This window comes from Clostridium thermosuccinogenes, assembly GCF_002896855.1.
GTDB classification, from domain to species: Bacteria; Bacillota; Clostridia; order Acetivibrionales; family DSM-5807; genus Pseudoclostridium; species Pseudoclostridium thermosuccinogenes.
Genome location: NZ_CP021850.1, coordinates 548,373 through 571,610, shown reverse-complemented (window position 1 = coordinate 571,610; position 23,238 = coordinate 548,373). Strand labels below are relative to the sequence as shown.

General features: G+C 43.8%; 17 protein-coding genes. 8 read left to right on the top strand and 9 right to left on the bottom strand.

The genetic code is table 11. The annotated features are described in order from the left end of the window. The first annotated feature begins 210 nt into the window (after positions 1-210). From CDO33_RS02495 to CDO33_RS02470, 6 genes are all read left to right on the top strand, one after another. Positions 211-2,082: an ABC transporter substrate-binding protein gene (locus CDO33_RS02495; protein WP_161496678.1), complete on the top strand. Its 1,872-nt coding sequence runs from the start codon at positions 211-213 to the stop codon at positions 2,080-2,082. A 147-nt stretch (positions 2,083-2,229) separates the two neighbouring features. Next, the gene (locus CDO33_RS02490) at positions 2,230-3,228 is read left to right on the top strand and encodes an ABC transporter permease (RefSeq protein WP_103083233.1); all 999 of its coding nucleotides are present in this window, start codon (positions 2,230-2,232) and stop codon (positions 3,226-3,228) included. Positions 3,229-3,230: 2 nt separating this feature from the next. Beyond that, entirely contained in the window at positions 3,231-4,172 is a 942-nt protein-coding gene (locus tag CDO33_RS02485; RefSeq protein ID WP_103083232.1) for an ABC transporter permease, read from the top strand. Further along, positions 4,159-5,175 carry an ABC transporter ATP-binding protein gene (locus CDO33_RS02480; protein WP_103083231.1) on the top strand — a complete coding sequence of 339 codons (1,017 nt, stop codon included), beginning with the start codon at positions 4,159-4,161 and terminating at the stop codon, positions 5,173-5,175. The genes CDO33_RS02485 and CDO33_RS02480 overlap by 14 nt, the downstream gene beginning before the upstream one ends. After that, on the top strand, positions 5,172-6,239 hold the full coding sequence (locus CDO33_RS02475; protein ID WP_103089755.1) for an ABC transporter ATP-binding protein: 1,068 nt from the start codon (positions 5,172-5,174) through the stop codon (positions 6,237-6,239). Before CDO33_RS02480 ends, CDO33_RS02475 begins: the two co-directional genes overlap by 4 nt. A 15-nt stretch (positions 6,240-6,254) precedes the next feature. Beyond that, positions 6,255-6,500: a hypothetical protein gene (locus CDO33_RS02470; RefSeq protein ID WP_103083037.1), complete on the top strand. Its 246-nt coding sequence runs from the start codon at positions 6,255-6,257 to the stop codon at positions 6,498-6,500. Positions 6,501-6,987: 487 nt separating this feature from the next. On the opposite strand, the gene CDO33_RS02465 is transcribed toward CDO33_RS02470, so the two are convergent. From CDO33_RS02465 to CDO33_RS02435, 7 genes are all read right to left on the bottom strand, one after another. After that, positions 6,988-9,078, bottom strand: a complete 2,091-nt coding sequence (locus CDO33_RS02465) for a sensor histidine kinase (RefSeq protein WP_103083036.1) — start codon at positions 9,076-9,078, stop codon at positions 6,988-6,990. Then, positions 9,053-9,754, bottom strand: a complete 702-nt coding sequence (locus tag CDO33_RS02460; protein WP_103083035.1) for a response regulator transcription factor — start codon at positions 9,752-9,754, stop codon at positions 9,053-9,055. Before CDO33_RS02460 ends, CDO33_RS02465 begins: the two co-directional genes overlap by 26 nt. 185 nt (positions 9,755-9,939) lie before the next feature. Beyond that, positions 9,940-12,423, bottom strand: coding sequence for a family 43 glycosylhydrolase (locus CDO33_RS02455; protein WP_103083034.1), 2,484 nt, complete (start codon positions 12,421-12,423; stop codon positions 9,940-9,942). Between the two features lie 37 nt (positions 12,424-12,460). Beyond that, positions 12,461-14,227, bottom strand: coding sequence for a glycoside hydrolase family 2 protein (locus CDO33_RS02450; RefSeq protein WP_103083033.1), 1,767 nt, complete (start codon positions 14,225-14,227; stop codon positions 12,461-12,463). Positions 14,228-14,297: 70 nt separating this feature from the next. After that, entirely contained in the window at positions 14,298-16,820 is a 2,523-nt protein-coding gene (locus CDO33_RS02445) for a family 43 glycosylhydrolase (protein ID WP_103083032.1), read from the bottom strand. 129 nt (positions 16,821-16,949) lie between these two features. Beyond that, a complete protein-coding gene (locus tag CDO33_RS02440; RefSeq protein ID WP_103083031.1) occupies positions 16,950-17,822 on the bottom strand; it encodes a carbohydrate ABC transporter permease in 873 nt (290 codons plus the stop codon). A gap of 75 nt (positions 17,823-17,897) precedes the next feature. After that, positions 17,898-19,340, bottom strand: coding sequence for an extracellular solute-binding protein (locus CDO33_RS02435; RefSeq protein ID WP_103083030.1), 1,443 nt, complete (start codon positions 19,338-19,340; stop codon positions 17,898-17,900). 416 nt (positions 19,341-19,756) lie between these two features. Between CDO33_RS02435 and CDO33_RS02430 the strand changes: the two genes are divergently transcribed. After that, the gene (locus tag CDO33_RS02430; protein ID WP_027621409.1) at positions 19,757-21,046 is read left to right on the top strand and encodes an IS110 family RNA-guided transposase; all 1,290 of its coding nucleotides are present in this window, start codon (positions 19,757-19,759) and stop codon (positions 21,044-21,046) included. 15 nt (positions 21,047-21,061) lie between these two features. Continuing rightward, on the top strand, positions 21,062-21,211 hold the full coding sequence (locus CDO33_RS20695; protein ID WP_161496677.1) for a hypothetical protein: 150 nt from the start codon (positions 21,062-21,064) through the stop codon (positions 21,209-21,211). Between the two features lie 80 nt (positions 21,212-21,291). On the opposite strand, the gene CDO33_RS02425 is transcribed toward CDO33_RS20695, so the two are convergent. Together CDO33_RS02425 and CDO33_RS02420 are read right to left on the bottom strand one after the other, a co-directional pair. Beyond that, a complete protein-coding gene (locus CDO33_RS02425; RefSeq protein ID WP_103091222.1) occupies positions 21,292-22,296 on the bottom strand; it encodes a carbohydrate ABC transporter permease in 1,005 nt (334 codons plus the stop codon). Then, positions 22,296-23,237: a carbohydrate ABC transporter permease gene (locus CDO33_RS02420; RefSeq protein WP_103082569.1), complete on the bottom strand. Its 942-nt coding sequence runs from the start codon at positions 23,235-23,237 to the stop codon at positions 22,296-22,298. Before CDO33_RS02420 ends, CDO33_RS02425 begins: the two co-directional genes overlap by 1 nt. Position 23,238 lies beyond the last annotated feature (1 nt).

The following is a 23,238-nucleotide window of genomic DNA, read 5'->3' as shown; positions in this document are numbered from 1 at the left end:
AATATACGGACAACTCAAAGTTTGGTTGTCACACTCACCTCCCCGTGCTCTGTAGTATACCTGCATACCCACTTATATTTTACTACAGAGGGTGGCTTAAGTAAAAATTTTTCATTCTTTTTTGTGCCTTGAGCACAGCGAAAGGAATGTGATGTTAATATGATGAAAAAGTCAGTAAGAATGGTATTAATTTGCATTCTTGCCATTATCATGGCTATATCACCAGTTGCATGTAGTCAGAAAGACAAGTCGGCATCCACTGAAGGATACAACAAAGATAAAGTGTACATCAGACAAGGCGGTCTTCCTGATCCTGCCCAGTTCATCGCAAATCAGAACTCTGAGGTTGGCACAAGCACTTTCGGTGATTTCGCTTTTGAAGGATTAATCCGCTATCAGCGTGGTACCGATGACATTGCTTTGCAGTTAGCAGAAAGTTACGAGCACGTGGGTAACAAGACAATATTTAAACTGCGCCCCAACATAAAATGGAGCGACGGAGAACCTTTCACCAGCAAAGATATCTGGTGCTTCTACCAAATATGCCACAACTCTCCGGTTAACTTCTTGACTTCTATCGAAACTCCCGATGATTTAACTGTTGAATTCGTATGGGCTGAACCGGCTCCTTTCGATGATTTAAGGATTATGTTAATTGCTCAGGAAGTCCACCATGGACGTATCCCCTACCATATATATGGGGAATTCGCCGAAAAGCGGTATGAGCTGCTCCAAAAGGCTCCATTGTTGACTGAGGAGCAAAAGGCCCAGGGAATACGCGGACCTTTCGGCAGATATCCGGCAGGCGATCCCAAAATTGCCGAAGAGTTAGACAAGGTATGGAAGGAATATATCAAGACTCCCCCCAACGAAGACCACATAATCGTGGGTACAGGTCCATATATTAATGACCCCGGCCATACAATAAACGAAGGAAGCATGAGCAAAAACCCATATTATTGGAATCCGGACGGTCAGAAATTTGACAAGATCATCATAAGATCCACTACTGATGCAACAAAATCTCCTATGATGGAAGCAGAAGAAATCCACAACATGGACGGTACAATGCCAAAGGACCTGACAGAATCGCTTCTGAAAGCCAATAAAAATATTGTATATTACCCCATGAGGGACCCTGCATCCCATGGCTTGTATTTCAACATAGGATCAAAGAACGCCCCCATGGATAAAAAAGAATTCCGGCAAGCTTTGATTTATGTAGCTGATAAAGAAGCATTGCGTGATATAGGATCATATCAGTCCGATGTACATTCTTGGTCATCCCTGGGCTTACCTCCATCAATGCTGGAAACATATGTGGATAAGGACGTAATTGATAGAATGCGCAAATACAGCCATGACGAAGCAAAAGCTGCGGAGCTTTTGGAAAGCATCGGATGCAAAAAAATCAACGGTAAATGGCATGACGCGAACGGAAAGCAGATAAAATTAACTATTGGCTTGGATAAAGGCTGGTATGTGGCAACCTTGGTATGCCCTATCTATGCTAACCAGCTTACAAAGTTCGGAATAGATACGGAAGTAATCGCGGTTGACGGTTCAGTGTACGGACAGCAGTCCGAGGTTGAGCATGTATTTGATATGAGCTGGGAGTGGATAGATGTTGCTTGGTCCTTCTCTCATCCATATTTCACTCTCAATAATTTCTATAGCCGCGGTGGTGGACCTGCTAAAAAGATGAACTTCCCCTTTGACGAAAAGACCAATCGTACTACATTGAAGCTGGAGGATTGGGACGGCAATACCTTTGACGTATGGCAGTGGATTTCCAACATGCCGAACGAAATGGATGACGAAGTAAGAAAGGATCAATGGGAGCGCATCATCTGGGCTACAAATGAAAATGCCTTTGCCATCAACTTCTACGAAAATGTAACGGGTGCATGGGAGAACCTGAAATATACCGATAACTTGCCGATGAAGGATAAAATACCCGAAAATCGTTGGATGCCATTCCCTGAAACACTGGAAGAAAGAATTGCAGTACATGATCTCAACTGGGGATTCTCGGGTGGTGTGCGTAAAATGTCAAGACTTGCTCCTACTACAGAAAAATGATGACATCATACCCTATTGGGGATGTATTATGATCACTCTTAAGCTTTTCCCTGATTGTGACAATAGATAGCGCAAAAAGTTATCTGTGGCTAGAGGTGAATTTAAACACCTCTAGCCAATAAAAATTAAATAAAGGAGGAGGCGCACATGAATTCGAGATATTATTTGAAAAAGATCGGTATAGCCCTTCTAACCATAGCTATATGCTCAATATTGACATTCATATTGTTCCGGCTGATGCCGGGTGATGTATTTGATGTCAGAGCCCGTGACATGGCTGTGCAACGTGGTATAGATTTTAACGAAGCAAAAAGGCTGGTCGTCCAGACCTACAACTATGATCCTGATGAACCAATATTACAACAGATGTGGAGATATTATTCATCCTTATTCCGCGGGAACTTGGGAACATCAATAACCAACAGCTCCATAACAGTAAACCAGATCGTCGCTTATTATATGCCCTGGACGCTGTTTCTGGTATCCATAGCTCTTCTTTTGAGCTATTTTCTGGGTATTTGGCTGGGAAGCATAATGGCCTGGAGGAGAAAATCAATTATCAGCGCGATTATTGCTGCCTATTCCACCATTGTGAATTCAATACCGCCGGCATTGATTCCAACCCTGGTGCTTTCCATATTCGCGTTCGGCCTTAAATGGTTTCCTATACAAGGGGCGTATTCCATGAAAGTTAAGCCGGGGCTTAATCTGCCTTTTATTAAAGATGTGCTTTGGCATGCTGCACTGCCAATATTCGCTTATACCACTACACAGATTAATGGCTGGGTTATGAATATGAAAGGAAGCTGCATCTCCGTCATGGCAGAGGATTACGTGACCGCGGCTTATGCAAGAGGCCTATCGGATAAGACCATACGCAATAAATATGTAAAGAAAAATGCACTATTGCCGTTATACACTACACTGGCTATCAGTTTTGGTTCCATGTTAGGTGGTGCGCCTTATATGGAGGGACCCTTTGTTTACCCGGGTATCGGTTCCCAGTTAAGCAAAGCCCTGGGAAATCGTGATTTTACCGTGGCTCAGGGTTTGCTCCTGATTACCACTTCAGCAACAGTGCTTGCCAGTTTATTTGTTGACTTGATACTTCCAAGACTCGATCCAAGGATAAAGAGGGAGGACTAGGGATGGAGGTAATAAAATCTTTTTTTAAAACAATGTATGACAACAAACAAGCTTTTGTTGGAATGATTATCCTGTTATTTTTTGTGGTTATGGCGACCTTCGGTCCGATGGTCGTTCCTCTGGACTTGAGCACGGATTTTCTGAACAGATATCAATGGCCGTCTTTTGCGCATCCTTTAGGTACCGATTATGTAGGAAATGATTTGTTCCAGCAAATTGTTCACGGCTCGCGCTCTGTTTTATACATTGGACTTTTGGCATCGCTTTTCACCGTTATTTTAGGCTTTGCTTTAGGCGCTTTGGCCGGCTTTGCAGGTGGGATTATAGACAAGGTAATTTCCCTGATGATACAAATACTGCTTTCTGTGCCCATATTCCCTATTCAGCTGATTATTGCCGTAATTTTCCCCATCCGTAATGTTATAATGCTTGCGGTAGTGCTGGCATGCTTAAGCTGGGGGTTACTAGCCAGAAATGTCCGGGCAACTATTCTTTCATTAAAGCAGAGGGAGTTTGTTCTTATATGCCGCATCATGGGACTTCCTAAAAGACATATTATATTCAAGGAAATACTCCCTAACATTACTCCCTATCTGGCGTCAGTATTTGTGCTCAACACTAATGCGGCCATAGCTACCAGTGTTGGACTTATGATGTTGGGCATGGCCCCTTATGAGCCTACCCATTGGTCGATCATGCTTTCCAATGCGTCTGTACAGGCAAATAGCGGTACGAATACAGCAGGAATTTTTAATATGTTGGTTCCTACTGCTGCTTTCGTTTTGCTTCAAATGTCATTAGTATTCTTTGCCAACGGACTGGATGAAGCGTTGAATCCACGCCTTCGCGCATCATCTTCGTATAAGCCAGACAAAAAGAAAAAGCAGAATACCCCTGCCAGGAAAAATACAGAACAAGGAGGAACTCACCATGCAAGCATCTGAAAAGAAACAAGTGCAAACCCAGGATGTTGAACCTATTCTGAAAATAAGGGATTTATGCGTGGATTATTTTCTTCCGAATGGCATACTGCGGGCGGTTAATCATGTGAACTTAGACGTGCCCACAGGCAAAATAACCGGCTTGGTGGGAGAAAGCGGCTCGGGGAAAACAACTCTTACAAGCGCAATTCTCCGCACTGTATCCAATCCGGGTAAAATAACCAAGGGGAGTATTTTGTTTGGTGAAAAGGATATAGTATCCCTATCCGATAAAGAGCTCAGGGAATATAGATGGCGTGATGTTGCCATGGTTTTCCAGGCTGCCCAGAACTGTTTGAATCCCACCATGACGCTGCAGGAGCAGTTTATAGAAACCTATCTAGCTCATAAAAAGGATATGTCGGAGAAGGAGATTATAGAGCATGTAAAAAAACTCTTACGAGCTGTAAGACTGGATGCAGACCGCGTGCTGAAATCCTATCCTCATGAAATGTCCGGCGGCATGAAGCAGAGGATTATGATTGCCTTTGCCCAGCTGCTTGAACCAGAAATACTCTTTTTGGACGAACCTACAACCGCGTTGGATGTAATAACCCAGGATTATATATTTAGAATTTTGAAGACCGTCCATCAAATAAAAGGGACAACAATGGTGCTTTCTACCCATGATATAGCTGTTGTAGCCACCCTGTGCGATTATATGGTGGTAATGTATGGTGGAAATATTGTAGAATTCGGCAATATATATGATATGTTTGAGCAACCATGTCATCCCTATACCCAATTATTGATCCAGGCTGCTCCCTCTCTGATAGGTGATGTGAAGGAACGCGCAGCCATCCCGGGCACGGCTCCTGATTTAATGCAAGAGAGAAAGGGATGTATTTTTGCGGACCGATGTCCGTACGCTGACGACATATGCAGACAAGTTGAACCGGAAACCAGAGTAGTTTCCGAGGAACATACCGTAGCCTGTCATAAAGAGATAAGGGGGAAGGCAATATGACTGATAAGACAAATGTGAATGATAAAACAGATGCAAAAGTGCCGTTAGTAGAACTTAATAACTTGGAAATGAATTTTTACAAGAGCAAAGGTATGTTTAGAAAGCCGCAGGAATTAAATGCTCTGCATAATATAAATCTAAAGATCCATAATGGAGAAATCGTTGTAGTCGTTGGTGAGAGCGGCTCCGGCAAGACTACCCTGGCGAATGTGATTGCCGGTTTGCTGACTCCAGTTTCAGGAACCTACAAATTTAAAGGGAAAGAAATACACTCCATGACCAAGGAAGAGGCGAATGTCTACCGCAGCAGCATTCAGGTAGTTCAGCAGGATTCCTATGCGGCATTAAACCCCATGAGAACGATGATAAAGTCTCTGGGGGACCCGATGCTGCTCAAAAAATATGCCACTAAAGACAATCTCCTGGAAAAAGTCAATGAAGTTTTGGAAGCAGTGGATTTAACACCAACAGAGCATTTTATTAATAAATATCCTCACCAGATGTCCGGCGGGCAAAGGCAGCGCGCATTGATTGCACGAGCCCTGTCCATGAATCCCGAACTGATTTTGGCTGACGAGCCGGTTTCTATGATTGATGTATCCCTTAGAGTGTCAATACTGAATCTGCTCGCCCGGTTAAATGAGGAGCGTAACATAGCAATATTGTATATAACGCATGACCTCGCCACCGCCCGTTATGTTGGTAAAAATGGCCGCATTGCCGTCATGTATTTAGGCGAGATTGTAGAAACCGGTGATTTGCAGGAAGTATTGTCCAATCCGCAGCACCCCTATTTGCGTGCTTTGCTTACTGCGGTTCCGATACCAAATCCACGTCTATCCAGGAAAAGAAAAGAACTGCAGCTCAATGCTTCTTCAGAACTGCCCGATATTTCCAATATGCCTTCCGGATGCAGATTCCACACCCGATGCATGTACTGCAAAGATATTTGTAAGGTAAAACATCCGGAACCGGTAAAACATGGTTCATCAATAGTAACCTGCCACCTTGTAGATGAGCTGCCAAAATTCGAGCTTTTCACAGAGGATGTCGCAGGGGCTTAGGAGGAGCAATCGGAAATGCCGAATAAGAACAAACAGGAGTATAACGGGCTTACGGATTGGGATGAGACGCTGCTTTTTATGACCCGCCCTTATATGGTATTTGTCCTGTTATGCTGGCTCTTATCATTATATTGCATTGTAAGCTTGAGAAATGATACTCAATCAGTGGCCTTTGCATTGAGTACAATTACTTTTGCAATAGACAGCATATTTTTAGTTATCCTTTACCTTAAAGGAAAACGCGTGAGGAGCAGGAATTAATATATAAAACATAAATGCTAATTTACTTGTTGTGCTAGCTGGTTTGAGACAGCGTTGTTCAGAACTCCGCTAGCGAAAATGCCAGCACAACGAGTTAATTTTATGCAAGCATAGTTCAAAGGATTGATACTCTTCCCCTCCATAAATAAATCAGTACAGATAGGGTAATACTCTCGCCTATCCTAAGCATATAAAATAAAGATGGTATTACCCTATTGAAAGGGAGCCTCACACTAGATACTAGTGCGACGGCTCCCAGTATTTTTATTTATCATCTCCATCAAAGGCAAAACACTGTTTTAGCGGCCGAAACAAGAAATATAGGTACATATACAGCAGTATTTATATAAATTAAAGAAATCACTTTTTAATTCTTCTGTAAGGGAAATTATTTTGCCTATAATCCTTCCGTAAAGCCAGCCAAAGTGCTTAAACGGATCGGAAGCTCCTCTTTACGGCTCTGTTCAACAAAAACGCTGCACAGCATTCATTCAATATTGAACCCCAGCTCAACTTTGAATAAATCACCGTCCACCTTTATATTCATGCTTCCACCGCAAGCTTGCACAAAGCTCCTGGCTATAGCAAGGCCAAGCCCTGAACCTTCGGTTGTGCGGGATTTATCCCCCCTTACGAAACGCTCTAGCACTTCCTCTTCCTTAAAATCCATTTCATAATTGGCAATGTTTTTAATCACAGCCATGGCCTTTTTGCCGTCTTTTACTTCGAGGGTGATGTAAACCCTGGAACCTGCCAGAGAATATTTTAGAGCATTGCCGATGAGATTTAGAAACACCCTGTAGAGTTTTTTGCCATCGCTTATTATATATACAGGCTCATCCGGTATATCAATCTTAAATAGGAGCCCCGATTGGGATATCCGCTCATCCAAATCAGCAAGAGTCTGCCTGATAAGCTTTCCTAAATCAATCCTTTCTTTTTCAACTTTCAAATCTCCGCTGGTTGCTTTGGACAGCTCAAAAATGTCCTGTATAAGCGTCTTCAGCCTGTCGGATTTTTGCACCAGGATTTTTATATAGTCCATGACATGGTCCGGCAGCCCTTCTTCCTTTGACAGCAAGTCCGCATAGCTGATAATCGAAGTAAGGGGAGTCTTCAGGTCATGGGAAACGTTGGTTATAAGCTCAACCTTCATGCGCTCACTCCTTATTTTCTCCTCAACAGCCTTGCTTATACCCTCCTGTATTTTATTCAAATTTTCTGCAGCAGTATATAGATCGGCACCGGGATCTAAGGCAAGCTTTGTTTCCATATCGCCTTTTTTGATGGCCTCTATATGATCCAAAACTCTGCCTATATCGCCTATTTCGTTGGAATACCTCTTAAGATAGCGGTAAGCCAGATAAACTCCCATCGCAAAAAAAACCAATGCCGGAAGCAAATATATACCACCTTCTGCCAAGAAGCCATAGAAAAATATTGCAACAAGGATAACCAATACTGCTTCCGCCGCAATAAAGGCATATATCCTTAAAAGCATTGCTTTTTGAAAGGGCTTTCTGCTCTCAAAGGATCGGTAAAACTTAATTAAAGCGCTTATCGAATTGTTGGAGAAAAAACTTCGCCTGTTGGCATACAGGTCTTTAAACATGAGGTAGAACCACCAAAAGCAAATTAATATTAAAACATGTACCAGTTCCTTATTAAAATACCAGCCATACATTAGCACTTGCAAAGGTATATTAATGATGAATAACGATATAACCGCTTTTACCTCAAACCATACTGCTCCGCTTTTCCTTACAAGGACTTTGTCAAATTCTCTCTTGACATTCCGCTTGATTATTGAGAACACCAGCAAGGCAACACCGGCTAAAAATATAATCAGAGCTGCGGCTATAATGACCAAGGCAGTTTCAAAGCTTCTTTTCAAATTATAAAGAGAACTGTATGCATATGGATTTTCTATAATATTCTTTTTTACCATAAGAAGAATTCTACAGCCCTTGATATCAGGTATATCTGCAAAAGGGCTATCAATGAGCCCGGCTTGATGTTTAAGGGTCAGTTCACCAGCATTGACAGTGCTTGACGAAGGATTTCCATTGATATATCTCCACAGTGTGCTTTTTTTATACCCGCTGTCCTTCCGATAAACATCAATAGTTTTCCCTCCCTGCTCTGCTATAAATCTCTCTCCGTCGAAATATAAGAAATAGTCATACCCTTTAGGCAAGGAAGGCTTTCCTTTTTCTGAAATCCCATGGTCAGTTTTTGAATTGGTCAGTATTTTCTCCGTTTTCGGGTTTATCGCGTAGTAAATCAGGTTTTCCCCTTCATTTTCCAACCTATCAAGATACTCCCCTGAAGCGTTGTACCTATCAGCATCATCATTAATATACCGGGCCAAGAAGTCAAATCTGTCTGCTATAAAATTTATGAAATTCTGTGAAGACTTTAGGTCCTGTTTTAAAACTGCGCGGATTACATCGAAATTATTATTAATTTCATCCAATGACATAATTCCCAGCATTATAGCTGAAATAACTATATTCATTCCGATAAAGAAGCACAGCCATATGAGAAACGGTTTAGATTTTTTCAATTTTGTATCCAATACCCCACACCACCTTTAAATATTTGGGCTCTTTAGGGTTTATTTCTATCTTTTCGCGAATACGCCTGATATGTACCATTACCGTGTTTTCAGCTCCGTAAGCCGGGCCTTCCCATACACGCTCATAAATCTCTTCTGTTGAAAAGACACGTCCGGCATTTCTCAACAAAAGCTCAACAATTTTTGTCTCCGTCGGCGTAAGCTTAACCGGTTCCCCATCCACCGTCAGAGTATATGTGTCGGGATCAAAGCACAAACCTCCGGATCTCAGTAAATTGCTCTTCCCCTTTACATTTATGTCCCCGAGGGTCATATACCTGCGAAGCTGTGATTTGACCCTGGCCATGAGCTCCATGGGATTAAACGGCTTTGTTACATAGTCATCGGCCCCCATGGAAAGTCCCAACACCTTGTCAGTGTCCTCCGACTTTGCCGACAGTATTATTATCGGAATATTCTTATCCTGCCTTATTTTCATTGTGGCAGAAAGCCCATCCAGTTTGGGCATCATGACATCAAGCAAAATAAGCTGGACACTCTGGCTGCTCAACATATCAAGAGCCTGCAACCCGTCATATGCTTTCAGAACACGGTAACCTTCATTCTCAAGATTGATGGATATTGCCTTTACAATCTCTCTATCGTCATCCACAACCAGTATACATGGTTTGTCCATACATATCCCCACCTTCTTTCCTATTTTAGCATAAAATAAACCCCATTTCGCCCATTACCATGCTAAAACATATAACTTACGAAAAAGATGGCCTTTTTCTTAAAAATTTCTGACAATTTAGTGCAAAAAGAAAAAAACCGCCTTACGGCGGTTTTCCTAATCAAAAACTCATTATTTTATTTCCATTATCCCTTATCCTGTAAAAGAGCAATTTTTAAGTTTTTATAAACTGCCACATCCTTGAAGGACCATACTCCAACCCTTCCAAACAGGAATGGATTGGGGTCGCAGTATTCTATCACCGGGTTATCCATGTCGTTTACATAGACCTTTATGCTGTTGCCTCGTGCCTCTACCCTCATGGAGTATGTAACCCCTTCCGCTGCTTTGAAAGGCACTTTTGCAATCTCCTTGGTATCTTCATAATTCATACGCTTAAGGAATATGCCGTCACTGTCCATCCCTGCAAAGTAACCCTGCAGAGCATTGTTATTCTGGTGGGGATGATAAGACTCATTGGAAGCCCTGAATAAAAGCCCCGACCTTCCCATTCCGAAACGTCCGGGAGTTACTTCTACGTCTATTATGTAATCGGTCCAGGTGCGGCTTCCTACCGTCATTTTCATATCCTCCCTGTCAGGATTGCCCATGCCTTTTTCGTCAAAACTGAAGCTGCCATGTCCATATACTTTCATGTCCCGGTGCCAGCCTGTCATATCATATTCTGCTGGCAAAGCGCTGCTATCCTCGCCATAGATTTCCACCGACAGTATTTCGAGATTTTCACCGCCGGCCAGCCGCAATGCCAGTTGATGCATGCCAGCTTTCAGGGATATCGTGCCCAGAGGGATTTTAACAAAGTCTGCTTCGGTTTTTATCTCCGATTCCGCCTTTTCTTCCCTCTCTGCCCTGTCAATGCCTTTTGATTCCCCAGTGCTGCGCCGCAGCTCACTGAGCTCTTTCAGGCTGAATACACCCAGGCTTTGTCCGTCCTCCAGCACCTCCACTTCAATATTCTCCTGTGTGCTCTTGCTTACCTGCAGAGCTATGCCATAGGTGCCGTCCTTTTCGGCGTTGACCCGGTAAGATGCCCATGCGCCTTTCTTTTCAAGGATTAAAGTATTGATATCCCCAGCCAGGGTGCCGTTAGCGATGCTGCCTCCATTCCCCTTATTTCTTTCCGGCAGGTGATGAACCGCATCGAATCTGCCGGGTATGGGTTTAACAGCTTTATAATCCCCCGAACCTTTATATGCGTCGGAAAAACCGGTGAAACCTATGGAAGGCTGTGATCCTTCATAAACATACCCAATGCGTCCTGACCCAGGTCCCGGATTTTTATATTCCAGCTTGTGCATGCCATCAAAATACACATCCAGCAGCTCCGGGCAGTACTGCACTTTAACAGTGTGGAGCGCATCCCGCCGGAATCCATTTGGCAGCTCAAAGCTGCCTAAGGTTCTGAAGGCACCTTTTTCGTGCTTTTCAACAACTACACTGCTGCTGTCCTTTAGCCACAATATCCTTATATAATCACCATCGTCATTTTTACACAGCACAACTCCGGTATCTCCATTTCCTCCCGACAGGTTCCATTCCGCCGTAAAGGTATTCCCGGTTTCCTCCTTTGACAGCAAGCTCTCCATATTATCCAGAGATGTTCTGTCCATTTGTGAAGCCGGATCGTCCTCAGGCCAGAGAGCATAGCTGGGCATGTCGGCTACAGGCATTTCAAACCAGGTTGGCCCGTTGACATACATGCGGCTGCCATTAAAGGATAGCCTGTCAATATTGAGCACTCTGGGCGAAATGTTGACTGTATAGGAATGGTATGCTATATACATGGAATCAAGGTCTGGCCCGTATACAAAGGAGCTGTGTCCCAGGGAACGGGAAATATCCATGTCATTTATCAGGATAGGACTATCGGATGGCTTGTTATAAGGTCCGAAGGGTCCTTCTTCCGACACGCAATAATTCACCCGGTACCCTCTGCTTTGAAAATGATTTCCGGTATAGGTCATGAAATAGCGTCCATTCCGTTTTATAATCATCGGGCCTTCCGTCCAGTGCCCCATATATGCTCCTAAATTTACTCCTTTTGGATCGATTTCTGTGGGAGAAGACATCTCATGCCCGATAATTCCCCTGGAATCAGCGCGGGTGAAATGCCATGAACCGTCATCATCAATAAAGATGGAGCCATCGATAGACAAACCCAGGTTTTCCGTCACACGGATGAAGGGGCCTGTAGGCTCATCCGCCTCCAGTATATAATGCCCGTTGCCTGCCGGGGAAGTATACATGTAGAACTTTCCGTTCCAGTAATAAACCTCCGGTGCATATGCCGCCGATAGGGGTTTAGCATCATTTGCCGTTCCGACATAGGACCAGTTGGCCAGATCCTTTGAGCGCCAGATGTTCACAACGCCTGTTGTGTACAGATAATACCAGCCGTTATACCTCATGATAAAAGGATCTGCAGCACCATCCCCCGGCTTTTCCGGAAGGATTATAGGGTTTTTAATCATGCTATCTACCTTCCATTCATTTTCTTTTGGTTTGTAAACTGCAGTAGTCCTGGTGCATCCTACCGGGACTACTGCCAAATAAATTATAGAGCAAGCCAATATGAACGCTGTGCCAATTGCACGCTTAAAATGCTTCATAACCTTCTCCTACCTGCAAGGCAGGGCAACGGCTGATCTACTTGTTAATTTCAGCCACCCTGCCGGGATCTACCTTTGGTTTTCTGTTCATATCCATCAACCCGTTTACCTCATGAAACACATCGGTAAGCTGGGTGTAGCAGTAGCCTCTCATGTACGGCATGGCTTTGAAAGCCCGGGTTATGTCTCCAAAGCGTTTCAGGAATTCCTCCTCATCCTTTACCGCACCGTTATAACCCCAATTACCGTTTCCACTGTCCTTTTCAAAGGCTATTCCACCATACTCCGTGCACAGGACAGGCTGGCCGGTATAATTAAAGCCTTTGGCGAAAGTGTTGCGGTATTTGTTGGGCGCACCTTTCACTGCCTGGTCTATATCGCTGTATTCCGGAGACAGCTCATGCCCCCAGGCGGTGTAATCGTGTATGGAAACAATATCCGTATCCACATGTTCCCAACCGTCATTGGTGCTCACCAGGCGGCTGTCGTCCAGAGCCTTGATCAAATGGTAAAGGCCTCGGGCAAATTTCTGCTGCTTTTTATCGGCATATATATTGCGAACACCCCAGGATTCGTTCAGGGGCACCCAGGTAATGATGCACGGATGGTTATAATCCCGGTCTATGAAGCCTTTCATGGTATCAAAGATGTTTTCCATCTCTTCAGTGCAAAAGTCATAGGAACTGGGCAACTCACCCCACACCAGCAGCCCCATTTTATCCGCCCAGTAATAATATCGCGGATCTTCTATTTTCTGATGCTTTCGCGCTCCGTTATATCCAAACTTTTTGGTCATTTCTATGTCAAGGATGATGGCCTCGTCGCTGGGAGGTGTCAGCAGGCTGTCGGGCCAATAGCCTTGATCAAGTATAAGCTTTTGATAGAAGGGTATATTGTTGATGTATACCCAGCCATTATCACAGTGTACCTTTCTCATCCCAAAGTAAGTCGATACTTGATCTATGGCCGCTTCTCCGGAATACACGGTAATGTCCACATCATAGAGGCAGGGATTGGAAGGCCACCAGTAATGAATTGCATCCACCTTGTCGGTTTCCAGCAGGTTTATGGTAGTCCTGATGCAGCGTTCTTTTACATCGGTAAGTATTTGATTGACCTTTTCCCCTTGATAGCTGATGGTTATCTGCAATTTAGCCTCTTCAGGTACAGAATTTAAGTAAGTTTCAAAAAAGACGCTCCTCTCATCCACATTCGGGGTAATTCTTACCCTTTCGGCATAAACCATGCCTGCTGCTTCCAGCCAGACTGTCTGCCATATTCCGCTTACAGGCGTGTACCAGCAGCCGAAAGGCTCATCCTTCCAGTTCTGCTTGCCTCTAGGTTGTATACAGGATCTGCTGTCCTCCACCCGTACCGTGACCTTATGGGTTGTTGTCGCATCTGTCTTTACATAATCGGTTATATCAAATTTGAAGGGTAAATATCCGCCTGTATGGCTGCCCAGATAAACACCATCCACCCAGACCTTTGCAAAATAATCCACCGCTCCAAAGTGCAGAAAAATCCGCTTGCCGTCAAAATCCGACGGTACTGTGAATTCCCGCTGGTACCACAGCACCTCATGATGGGATTCGTCGCCTATACCGCTCAACTTGCTTTGATAGCAAAAAGGAACAGTTATCTCCCTTTCAAAATCGTGATCTAAATGCCACTTTTCCTTCTCACCCCTGTCGGTATCATCAAAATCAAATCTCCATGTTCCGTTAAGGTTCATCCAGTGTTTCCTCTCAAAATCCGGCCTGGGATGTTCTGGCCTAGGTATTGCCGTATTATTTACCTGCATCTTTGTCTCTCCTTTTCGTATAAATGTTCTTTCGTATAAATCCCGTGTTAGTTTTTCGTTTATCTATTCCTTATTTTTCATTATCTATAGAAACTACAGACAGGTTGTTGACCGTCAGTTCCTTTCCAAAGCTATAGAAGCCCACTTTTCCATGAAGCCAGGCTTGTGCATCCATGTATTCAAGAACCGGTTTTTCCTGGTCATTTATATATATCCGGAAGATGTTGTTGCTGACAACCACCTTCAGTTTAACCTTATCTGAGCCTTTTATCTCTTTGATGCTTACGATTTGGCTGTTGCCGATCTTCCCGTAATTATATTTGCTGAGGGTAATGCTGCCATCTCCAATGCTGATGCCATACCCTATAAAAGATTCCCGTACCTGGTGTTCCATAATGGAAGGATTGGTCACCCTGAACATCAGACCGGAATCCCCTGCTCCTTTTCGCGGTATGTCCACATCAGCCTCAATAACATAATCATTCATGCCTGTTTCGCCGATTAAGGCAAAACCGCTATTTCCTTCTCCTATGGTCAGTTTTCCGCTGCTCATTCTCCATGGTCCGTAAAATATCCAGTCTTTTCTGTCTTCATTGATCTTAAAAACGCTCTTGTAAGCCCATGGCTCTTTCGCGGATGAGTAGAACTCAAACATATTGATCTTCATTTCACCTTTTAAAAGCCGCAAAGTCATGGTATGAAATCCTGCCTTAAGCGGCAGTGTTCCCAAATTTACGCTGACATTGTCGGTTTTTACACCTTCCGTTTCCGGTACGGTAAAACGATATGTCTGTTCCGTGTCCCCATCCATAATCAACTCATATACCGCGCCACTGCTTTCCGGAGCAAGCTTTGCACCTACGCTGTACATGCCGTCGTTGCTTACATTTACCGGGTATACTACATAATCTCCGGGTGTGTCAAGAACTAAAGAATAAGAGCCGTCCTTGTTCAATATGCTGTTTTCCTTTTCTCCATATCGTATCCCTTCAGGCTTTAAAGCGGCTTTGGATATATTAAAGCCCCTGTTTTCTCCTTTTATATAATGCATTGCTGCAAACTTGCCCGGTATGTTCTTGACAGCATCGTAATCCCCCGATCCCAAAGCGTCGCTGTTGGCACCGATATATCCAAATGTGACGCCCTTGCCGGAAGCACCTATCTTGCCCCCGGTGATACCTGCATTTTTCACGGTCAGCTTGCGCGCTGAATTGAAATATATATAGCTTACGGCGGCAGTATTCTCCACTCGAACCGTGCACAATCTGGTATATCCATGGGACACGTGTATCTTTTCGGAGGCTATGGTCTTCTCATTCCCATCTTCAACAGACAACAGGCTGAGAGTATTTTTTTCGGTATCTACCCTGACTGCCCACCAGGATGCACCTTTTATTCCAAACTTGAGATCCACCGGGCTTTTCTCCGATCCATCCAGCCTGAAGTTATATTCCGCAGTAAATACATCCTGCACCTCATTTTTGCTTGTGACACCATCATCGTTTATCACGAAGTGCTTCTCTGCAGCAGTATCTTTCGGATCGTCCAGCCATCCGTATATCTCCGGCATGGCAGGAATAGGAACATCAAAGCTGGTTGGTCCCGTACTGTAAACAACGCTGCCATTGGTCAGCAACCGGTCCAGGCAGTATCTTCTCTGGGGACCGGCCAGGCCTACCAGATTGTGATAGGGAGCATAAATGCTGTCCAGATCCGGGCCTATGACATTTGAGCTGTGCCCAAGACCCGTATATTCGTCGTCATGCTCTGAGCGTATATACAGGATATTATCCTCGGGCATTATATACTGTCCTAAGGGATTGTTCCCTTTGGTATAGGAATAGGCCACCCTGTATCCCCTGCTAAGCACATGGTTGCCGGTGTAAGTCAGATAATGATATTCTCCTCTTCTGAAAATGCCGGGTCCTTCGGTCCATCCCTTAAGTGTAGCATTGAAATGGGTCCTTTTGGCAACCGGGAGCATGGTTTTTGTATCTATTTCCGCAGCCTTTATAATGGATGCCTCGGGAAAGATAAAAAGCAACCTGTCATCATCATCAATCCAAAAAGACCCGTCAATCACATGCCCGAAATTATCTGTGATACGCTTAAATGGCCCCAGAGGACTCTCACTCTTCAAAATGTAATGCCCTTTTCCTTCCGGAGATGTGGTCATATAGAACATGCCGTCATAATAAACCACTTCAGGAGCATAAGCAAAATATACATCCGAGCCTTCGGTGACATAGCCCTTATATTCCCAGTTCACCAGATCGGTAGATTCAAAAACCTTTACCTTGTTCTCGCAGGAGGAAGGATACAGGTAGTATTTTCCATTATAGCGCATGACGAAGGGATCGCCGATGCCGTATTCCTTTCCTGCAGTATATTGGCAAACCCCGTGCTGTCCGGCAATCTCCATTGGGTTTTTATACGTTTCGGCAACCTTGAATTCGTAAGGTATTTTTTCCGCCATTCTTTCATCAACCTCTCTGTTATCAGATTGTCCACTGTCACAGCCGATGAGGGAGGCAAGCAGCATCTGGATAGATAACACTACAGCTATTGCTCTAAGGCACCTTATAAATTTCAAAAACTATCCACTCCTCATCCTTTTATAATATCGCCTCTATTGGAAAAGGAAGGGTATCTCCTTTCCCTATAAGGCATGTAAGCACTTTCCATCACGGCACCATCGGCGGATTCCAGCCGAAACAACAGATTATTTCATGCCGGAGTATGCCATAGTGTTCATCACATTGCTCTGAAGTATTATGAAGAGGACAATATTGGGTATGAACATGATAAGGCCCGCAGCTGCCGCAATACCCTGTCCTGCCACAACATTTGTGTTGGAAGACAGGGAGTTCATAAAGAAAGCTAAAGTTCTCATGCTCTCCTGAGTTACAAACAAAGTGGAGGTTTCAGTGTTGTTCCATACCGACTGAAAGGACAATATAGCCACTGTAGCTATTGCCGGCCGGATCATCGGTATGATGATTTTATAATATATTTTATAAATTGAAGCACCGTCCACCACCGCTGCTTCTATCAGTTCATCCGGAACCTGGTCAATAAACTGTTTTATGAGGAAAAGTCCTACCGGCATGGATAACAACGGAAGTATGTGAGCCAGATAAGTATCCATGATATGAAGCTTGTCAATGGTCAAATACCTCGGGATCATGACTGCCACAGGTACGAACATCAAAGCCAGGGTATTGATTTCAAACAAGACGTTTTTTCCCTTGAATTTCAGCTTTGAAAGGGCAAAACCCGCCATGGTGCTTATCAGCACGGTGAGAAACACCACCAAAACCGTCACCACGATGCTGTTGAAAACATACCGTCCGATGGGGATGCCTGACTGCTGCGTCGCCTGAAACAGCTTCCTGAAGTTTTCCAGCGTAGGGTGCTCTACAAAAAACCTGGGCGGAAAGGCAAACAACTCATTAACTGGCTTAAAAGCGTGGTTCAATATATATAAAATAGGCAACAGCATAAATATTGCCAAGGGCAATAAATAGGCATAAATTTTTAACTGGCTTCTGTGAAACCCCTTCGGATTTATTCTGGTTATTTGTCTTACGCTCATACTGCGACCCCCAAACCTGATAAAAATAACAAGATGCAGTCATACAGGGAAGAATCCCCGTATGACTGATTATAATTAATAATCAATGGAAACGATATACTGCTGCTTGAACTCGTTCAGTTTGTCATTCAGCTCTTTCACAACATCTTCAGGACGCACTTCACGTCTCTCCAGCTTACCCCACATATCCTGTTCAGCCATCCACGCTTCAAATTCGCCCCAACCCGGAGCAATAGGCCACGGAGAAGGTACGATATCGGTCAAATGCTCATAGAATGCTTTCAGGGCTTCATTAGGAGCGGCATCAATGATCTGCTGCCAAACTTCCTTGTTGGTTATTACAGGCATACGGGACAGGGGTGCTCCAGCCTCTTTATATCCTTCGAAACGGTTTTTGCAAGCCTCCACTCCCCATGTAGTCCATTTCTGCAGTTCCCATGCCTCTCTTGGATGCTGGGTGGTCGCAGAGATAACGCTGTTATCAACTATAGCCATCTGACGTCCTGTAGGTCCTTGCGGCAGCGGATAGTAGAGGAACTCACATCCTGTTTCAGGAGATACGACATCTTCAAAGTGAGCTATAGTCCAGGGCCAGTCTATATGCATAGCAACACGCCCTTTTCCTGGAGGCCATGCAGAAGGATCTCCCAATACCTGCTCTTTTTCCTCTGCACTCATCCATTCCACTACTTTTCGGTCAATCCAGTCAAGTCTTAAATTCCAGGCATCAACCCAAGTCTGACCAAGGTTGTAGTTTTGTCCGTCCCATCCATAACGGGTAGTGCCATTGTACCATGCATCCATCAGATCGTAATATATTGGGTTGGAAGTTCCAAAATAATACTCTTCAGGATGGGTGATCTCCTCAGCTATCTTTTTGAAATCCTCGAAAGTCCAGTCGTAACTTGGAAGCGGCACATTATACTTGTCAAATAAGGTTTTGTTCAGGAATATCATATGGGGGAACATGATGCCAGGAACATGGTATCTTCTGCCATTGATCTTGGAAATCTCCCTGATACCGGGATATATTTCCTGAGTATCCGGGTCGGCATCAAACATATCGGTTACATCCAGTGCCCACTGGTTTTTTACGGCGTTGGTAACCGAGAACACCCAGAATACATCGGGCAAAGTACCTGCTGCCGCTCTGTTATACAGAGCCTCGTCCCAGGAGCCCTGTTCAATTTCAACGAATTCCACTTTGATGTTCGGGTAAGCTTCCATAAAAGCCGCCAACTGCTTATCCCTTACCTCGATTTCACCTTTTTCCGCTAATCCCCAGCAAGCATAAGTCAAGGTGATGTTGTCGGTAGTCATGGGCGGCAATCCTCCGGCATCCTTTCCAGCATCTCCAGCATCCCCTGAAGATTCGTCACCGGATGTAGCTGGTGCATCAGCTGCAGGAGTAGATGAGGGTGTAGTTGAAGATTTACCATCATCCCCCTTGCTGCAGGCCGTCATCACTGAAAGTGTCATGACCAATACCAGCAGTAGCGCAATTAACTTTTTAGTCATAATTTTACTCCTCCTTGTACAATTAATATTGTATTAAATCAGTGACCAAAGCCACTGTTTGACCCATCAATTTTTATAGTTAACATAACATTTTAAGCTTCATACTTTTCCAAACATCAAGCACATCATCCGGCTTCACATCTTAGCCATTATGCCAGCATCTGTTGGCCTGAACTTTGACAATCATGTATAATATTTTCCGGACTTGGAAGGTGTGTGTTTCACCTCCTGGGACGGACCTTAGCGGGCCGATTACCCGTAAAAAAGAGTATTTATCCATTCCGGTAAGTCTACATGATTTGGCTGGTTGAGGCCAGCTTAAAGCTGGTTCCTCGTGTCACATGCAAGGTTGTTTGCTTACATGGGAAGGAATGGAGACTTTTAAGTCCATTCATCTTGTAAAGGAGGCATTTTTTATGAATTTCAGACCTATGGCAGGAATCGATGTAGGTAAATTCTTTAGTGAGATGGCAATTCTTTCTCCATCCAATGAAGTAATTGCCCGCATGAAGATCCGCCATGATTCCAGTTCTGACGTTGAAAGAGCCGTTAAATTACTGAAAAAAACGGAAAAGGACTTTGATTCTAGGCCTTTCGTCGTCATGGAATCCACCGGGCACTATCACAAAATCCTTTTCCATTCACTTTGTAAAGCTGGATTTGAGGTTTCCATCATAAACCCCATCCAAACTGATTCTATCAAAAATATTGGAATCAGGAAAGTGAAAAATGATAAAGTTGATGCCCGGAAAATTGCCCTGCTATACAGATTTCAGGAGCTTAAAACTACTAATATCCCAGATGAAGATATTGAATGTCTGCGAAGCCTTTGCCGACAGTACTACAAGCTCTCTGACGAACTTACTGCCTACAAAAACAGGCTTACAGGTATTGTTGACCAACTCATGCTAAACTTCAAGGATGTATTCCCTAACATCTTTTCAAAGGCTGCTCTCGCAGTATTAGAAAAATATCCTACGCCTGTGCATATTCTTAAAGCCAACAGAAACAAGTTGATTGCACTGATACAAAAGAATTCCCGCAGAAGCCTTAAGTGGTCAACTGCAAAGTATGAGCTTTTGGTCTCCAAGGCCAGAGAATTTGCACCTTTGAGCATTAATAACTCTTCAAATATTGCCATGCTTGGGGTGTATATCTCTATGATTAAAACCTTGGAGGAAAACCTTGAGAAAGTCCTCAAAGCCATTCGTTCATTGATTGCTGAAGATATGGCAAAGGACATACCCATGCTGGCACTGACTCTCGAGCTTCTACAAAGCATTCCAGGTATAGGACTTATCTCTGCTGTTACCATTCTGGCTGAAATTGGCGACTTTTCAGCTTTTTCAAAGCCAGGCAAGCTAGTTGCTTATTTCGGCATTGACCCCTCTGTAATGCAGTCCGGAGAGTTTACCGGCACACAAAACAAGATGTCAAAAAGGGGGTCAAGGCTGCTTCGCAGGGTACTTTTCACAATTGCTCTTGCTAATATCCGCACTAAGCGTGACAAAACAGCTTGCAACCCTGTACTGATGGAATATTACAAAAACAAATGCCAGAACAAGCCTAAAAAAGTGGCCTTAGGAGCTGTTATGCGTAAGCTTGTTAATTATATTTTTGCTGTTCTTAGGGATAGAAAGCCTTATCAGCTACGTAGCCCTCAGGAACATGCGAAGAATCTTGCAGCAAAGCATACAGCAGCTTAATAGTACTGTTACTTGATGTTTAGTTTTCAAAGAGCAACTTACTATTTTGGACCAGCTATTTTATGTCTACTTCACCTGGGTGGTCTTGTTGTCATGCCTTTTTTAGCTCATGTGTTTTTTGAAAAATTCTTTTATTTTTCAAAAAAAGCTCTTGACTTTAATTAGCTGGTCTTTTTTTTAATAATGGCCGGATATTTCCGGGTTATATCATATTGGCTTAAAAGCCATCATAAGCAGTAAAATGGTTATTCTCCCGTTATGCCTGTACGTTCTATGCTCTCTACAAAATGCTTCTGCAGCAGGAAGTAAACAATCAGGAGAGGCAGTATGCTGATCATGGTACCTGCCATGCGAATAGCCTCATTGGCGATGGATTCTACAGACCCGCCTGCTCCCCAGTACCCTGCAACCTGCTGTACATATTTTTTGTAGCTGTCCTCAAACCTGCTCAGCTCCATGAGAATTGTAGTAACAGTATTCTGGTTTCCTATGTTGGAGCTGCCTAAGTAGAGAGAGCTGAAATAGGTCTCATTCCAATACCACACAGAAGAAAACAGAATGGATACTATAAACGCCGGCACTGCCAGAGGTACGGCAATTGTCAGAAAAATTCTCAGCTCACCGGCGCCATCCACCCTTGCAGCCTCATCCAGCGAAACCGGTGTCTGTCTGAAAAATTGTGTAAATATCAGAATGAATATGGCGCTGTTCAATCCCTGGCCCAATATAGCCGGATAAAGCAGGACACCTATGCTGCCTATCATCTTGTAGTCCGTATACATCAGATATCTGGGTACCATCATAACATGAGGAGGTATGACAAAGGTCAAAAGCACAAGCACGAGAATGATGGACTTCCCTTTGAAGCGATATCTGGCAAACCCGTATCCTGTCACTGCGCACACCACAGTCTGGCAGAGGGAAGGTATGACCGTCAGCAGGATGGTCGGACCTATAGTTGTTTTGAACTTCATAACCCGGAAGGCTTCAATATAGTTTTCCAGTGAAATATGGGTCGGAATCCATCGCACCGACTCATCCAGCAGATCATCCAGGGACATAAAGCTGGTAACAAACATATGAAGCATGGGATAGAGATAAATAAACCCCAGGGATATCAGCATGGTATAAACAAAGATTGTGAACAGGATTCCGGTTTTTTCTCTGGAACCGAGCAACGCCTTCTTGGCTTTATTTATATACCTATCCATCCTGTGCCTATCTATAAGAGCAGAAATATTCAACCTCATCACCCCCTGACTGGCAGTATTTTTTTTGCTTTTTTCTCCGGCTTTTTGGCCGGAAGCTTTTTCTGCACGACAGCAGGTTTTTCCCTGCCGCCTATGAAATATATAATTACCATTATGAGACCAAGACCGACGGTGAAGGTCCATGCCATTGCCGAAGCTATGCCGAAGCCGGTGTTGGGATTCAGCATGTTATTTTTGATCAGGATTATCACCTCATTAATCTCCGATGTTCCCAAAAAAACCAGAGTGTATATGGCGTTGATCAATATTATCCCTTTTAATGAAGGCAAAGTTATTTTCCAAAACACCACCCAGGAGGATGCACCATCGATCAAAGCGGCTTCATAAAGGTTAATGTCTATCTTTTGCAATCCTGCAAGGTATATAAGTATAGGTATGCCGGAATACCAGAGGATTAGTATCAGCTGGCTGAAGAGGTAGCTTATCGGCTCCACAAGCATATATGGCACCACTTCATTTATGATGTCATATACTCCATACTGCTCTATCATCGGTATTGTGGTCGCTCCATCGGAGATCAGCCTTTCAAGCACCGGCCCGCTGACAACTATTATGGGTAAGAAGAACAATGTTCTGAAAAACCCCTTGAATTTTATCTTCTGGTTTATCAGCATGGCAATCATCAGTGAAAAAACAAGGATGACCGGCAAGCTGAAAATCGTATTGAGGAAAAATGCTCTCAACCGTTCTGCAAAATATATATCTTTTGTGAATATATACACATAGTTGTCAAAACCCACAGGTTTCACTATCCTGGCCTTGGCGGTTATCCTCACGCTGCTGATGCTGTAGATAAACGACTGAAACATGGGATATGCAAAGAATATTCCAAAGCCCACCAACCATGGCAGAATAAACAGATATCCTTTCATTTCCCGTCGGGTTGTCACACCCAGGCGAAGCCTTCTTTTTTTGCCCATC

Excerpts from the sequence above, each read along its gene's own strand:
- CDO33_RS02440 (WP_103083031.1), bottom strand. The coding sequence starts at position 17,822 with ATGAGCGTAAGACAAATAACCAGAATAAATCCGAAGGGGTTTCACAGA.
- CDO33_RS02475 (WP_103089755.1), top strand. The coding sequence starts at position 5,172 with ATGACTGATAAGACAAATGTGAATGATAAAACAGATGCAAAAGTGCCG.
- CDO33_RS02470 (WP_103083037.1), top strand. The coding sequence starts at position 6,255 with ATGCCGAATAAGAACAAACAGGAGTATAACGGGCTTACGGATTGGGAT.
- CDO33_RS02455 (WP_103083034.1), bottom strand. The coding sequence starts at position 12,423 with ATGAAGCATTTTAAGCGTGCAATTGGCACAGCGTTCATATTGGCTTGC.
- CDO33_RS02460 (WP_103083035.1), bottom strand. The coding sequence starts at position 9,754 with ATGGACAAACCATGTATACTGGTTGTGGATGACGATAGAGAGATTGTA.
- CDO33_RS02490 (WP_103083233.1), top strand. The coding sequence starts at position 2,230 with ATGAATTCGAGATATTATTTGAAAAAGATCGGTATAGCCCTTCTAACC.
- CDO33_RS02450 (WP_103083033.1), bottom strand. The coding sequence starts at position 14,227 with ATGCAGGTAAATAATACGGCAATACCTAGGCCAGAACATCCCAGGCCG.
- CDO33_RS02420 (WP_103082569.1), bottom strand. The coding sequence starts at position 23,237 with ATGGGCAAAAAAAGAAGGCTTCGCCTGGGTGTGACAACCCGACGGGAA.
- CDO33_RS02425 (WP_103091222.1), bottom strand. The coding sequence starts at position 22,296 with ATGAGGTTGAATATTTCTGCTCTTATAGATAGGCACAGGATGGATAGG.
- CDO33_RS02430 (WP_027621409.1), top strand. The coding sequence starts at position 19,757 with ATGAATTTCAGACCTATGGCAGGAATCGATGTAGGTAAATTCTTTAGT.
- CDO33_RS02480 (WP_103083231.1), top strand. The coding sequence starts at position 4,159 with ATGCAAGCATCTGAAAAGAAACAAGTGCAAACCCAGGATGTTGAACCT.
- CDO33_RS20695 (WP_161496677.1), top strand. The coding sequence starts at position 21,062 with ATGTTTAGTTTTCAAAGAGCAACTTACTATTTTGGACCAGCTATTTTA.
- CDO33_RS02495 (WP_161496678.1), top strand. The coding sequence starts at position 211 with ATGGCTATATCACCAGTTGCATGTAGTCAGAAAGACAAGTCGGCATCC.
- CDO33_RS02485 (WP_103083232.1), top strand. The coding sequence starts at position 3,231 with ATGGAGGTAATAAAATCTTTTTTTAAAACAATGTATGACAACAAACAA.
- CDO33_RS02435 (WP_103083030.1), bottom strand. The coding sequence starts at position 19,340 with ATGACTAAAAAGTTAATTGCGCTACTGCTGGTATTGGTCATGACACTT.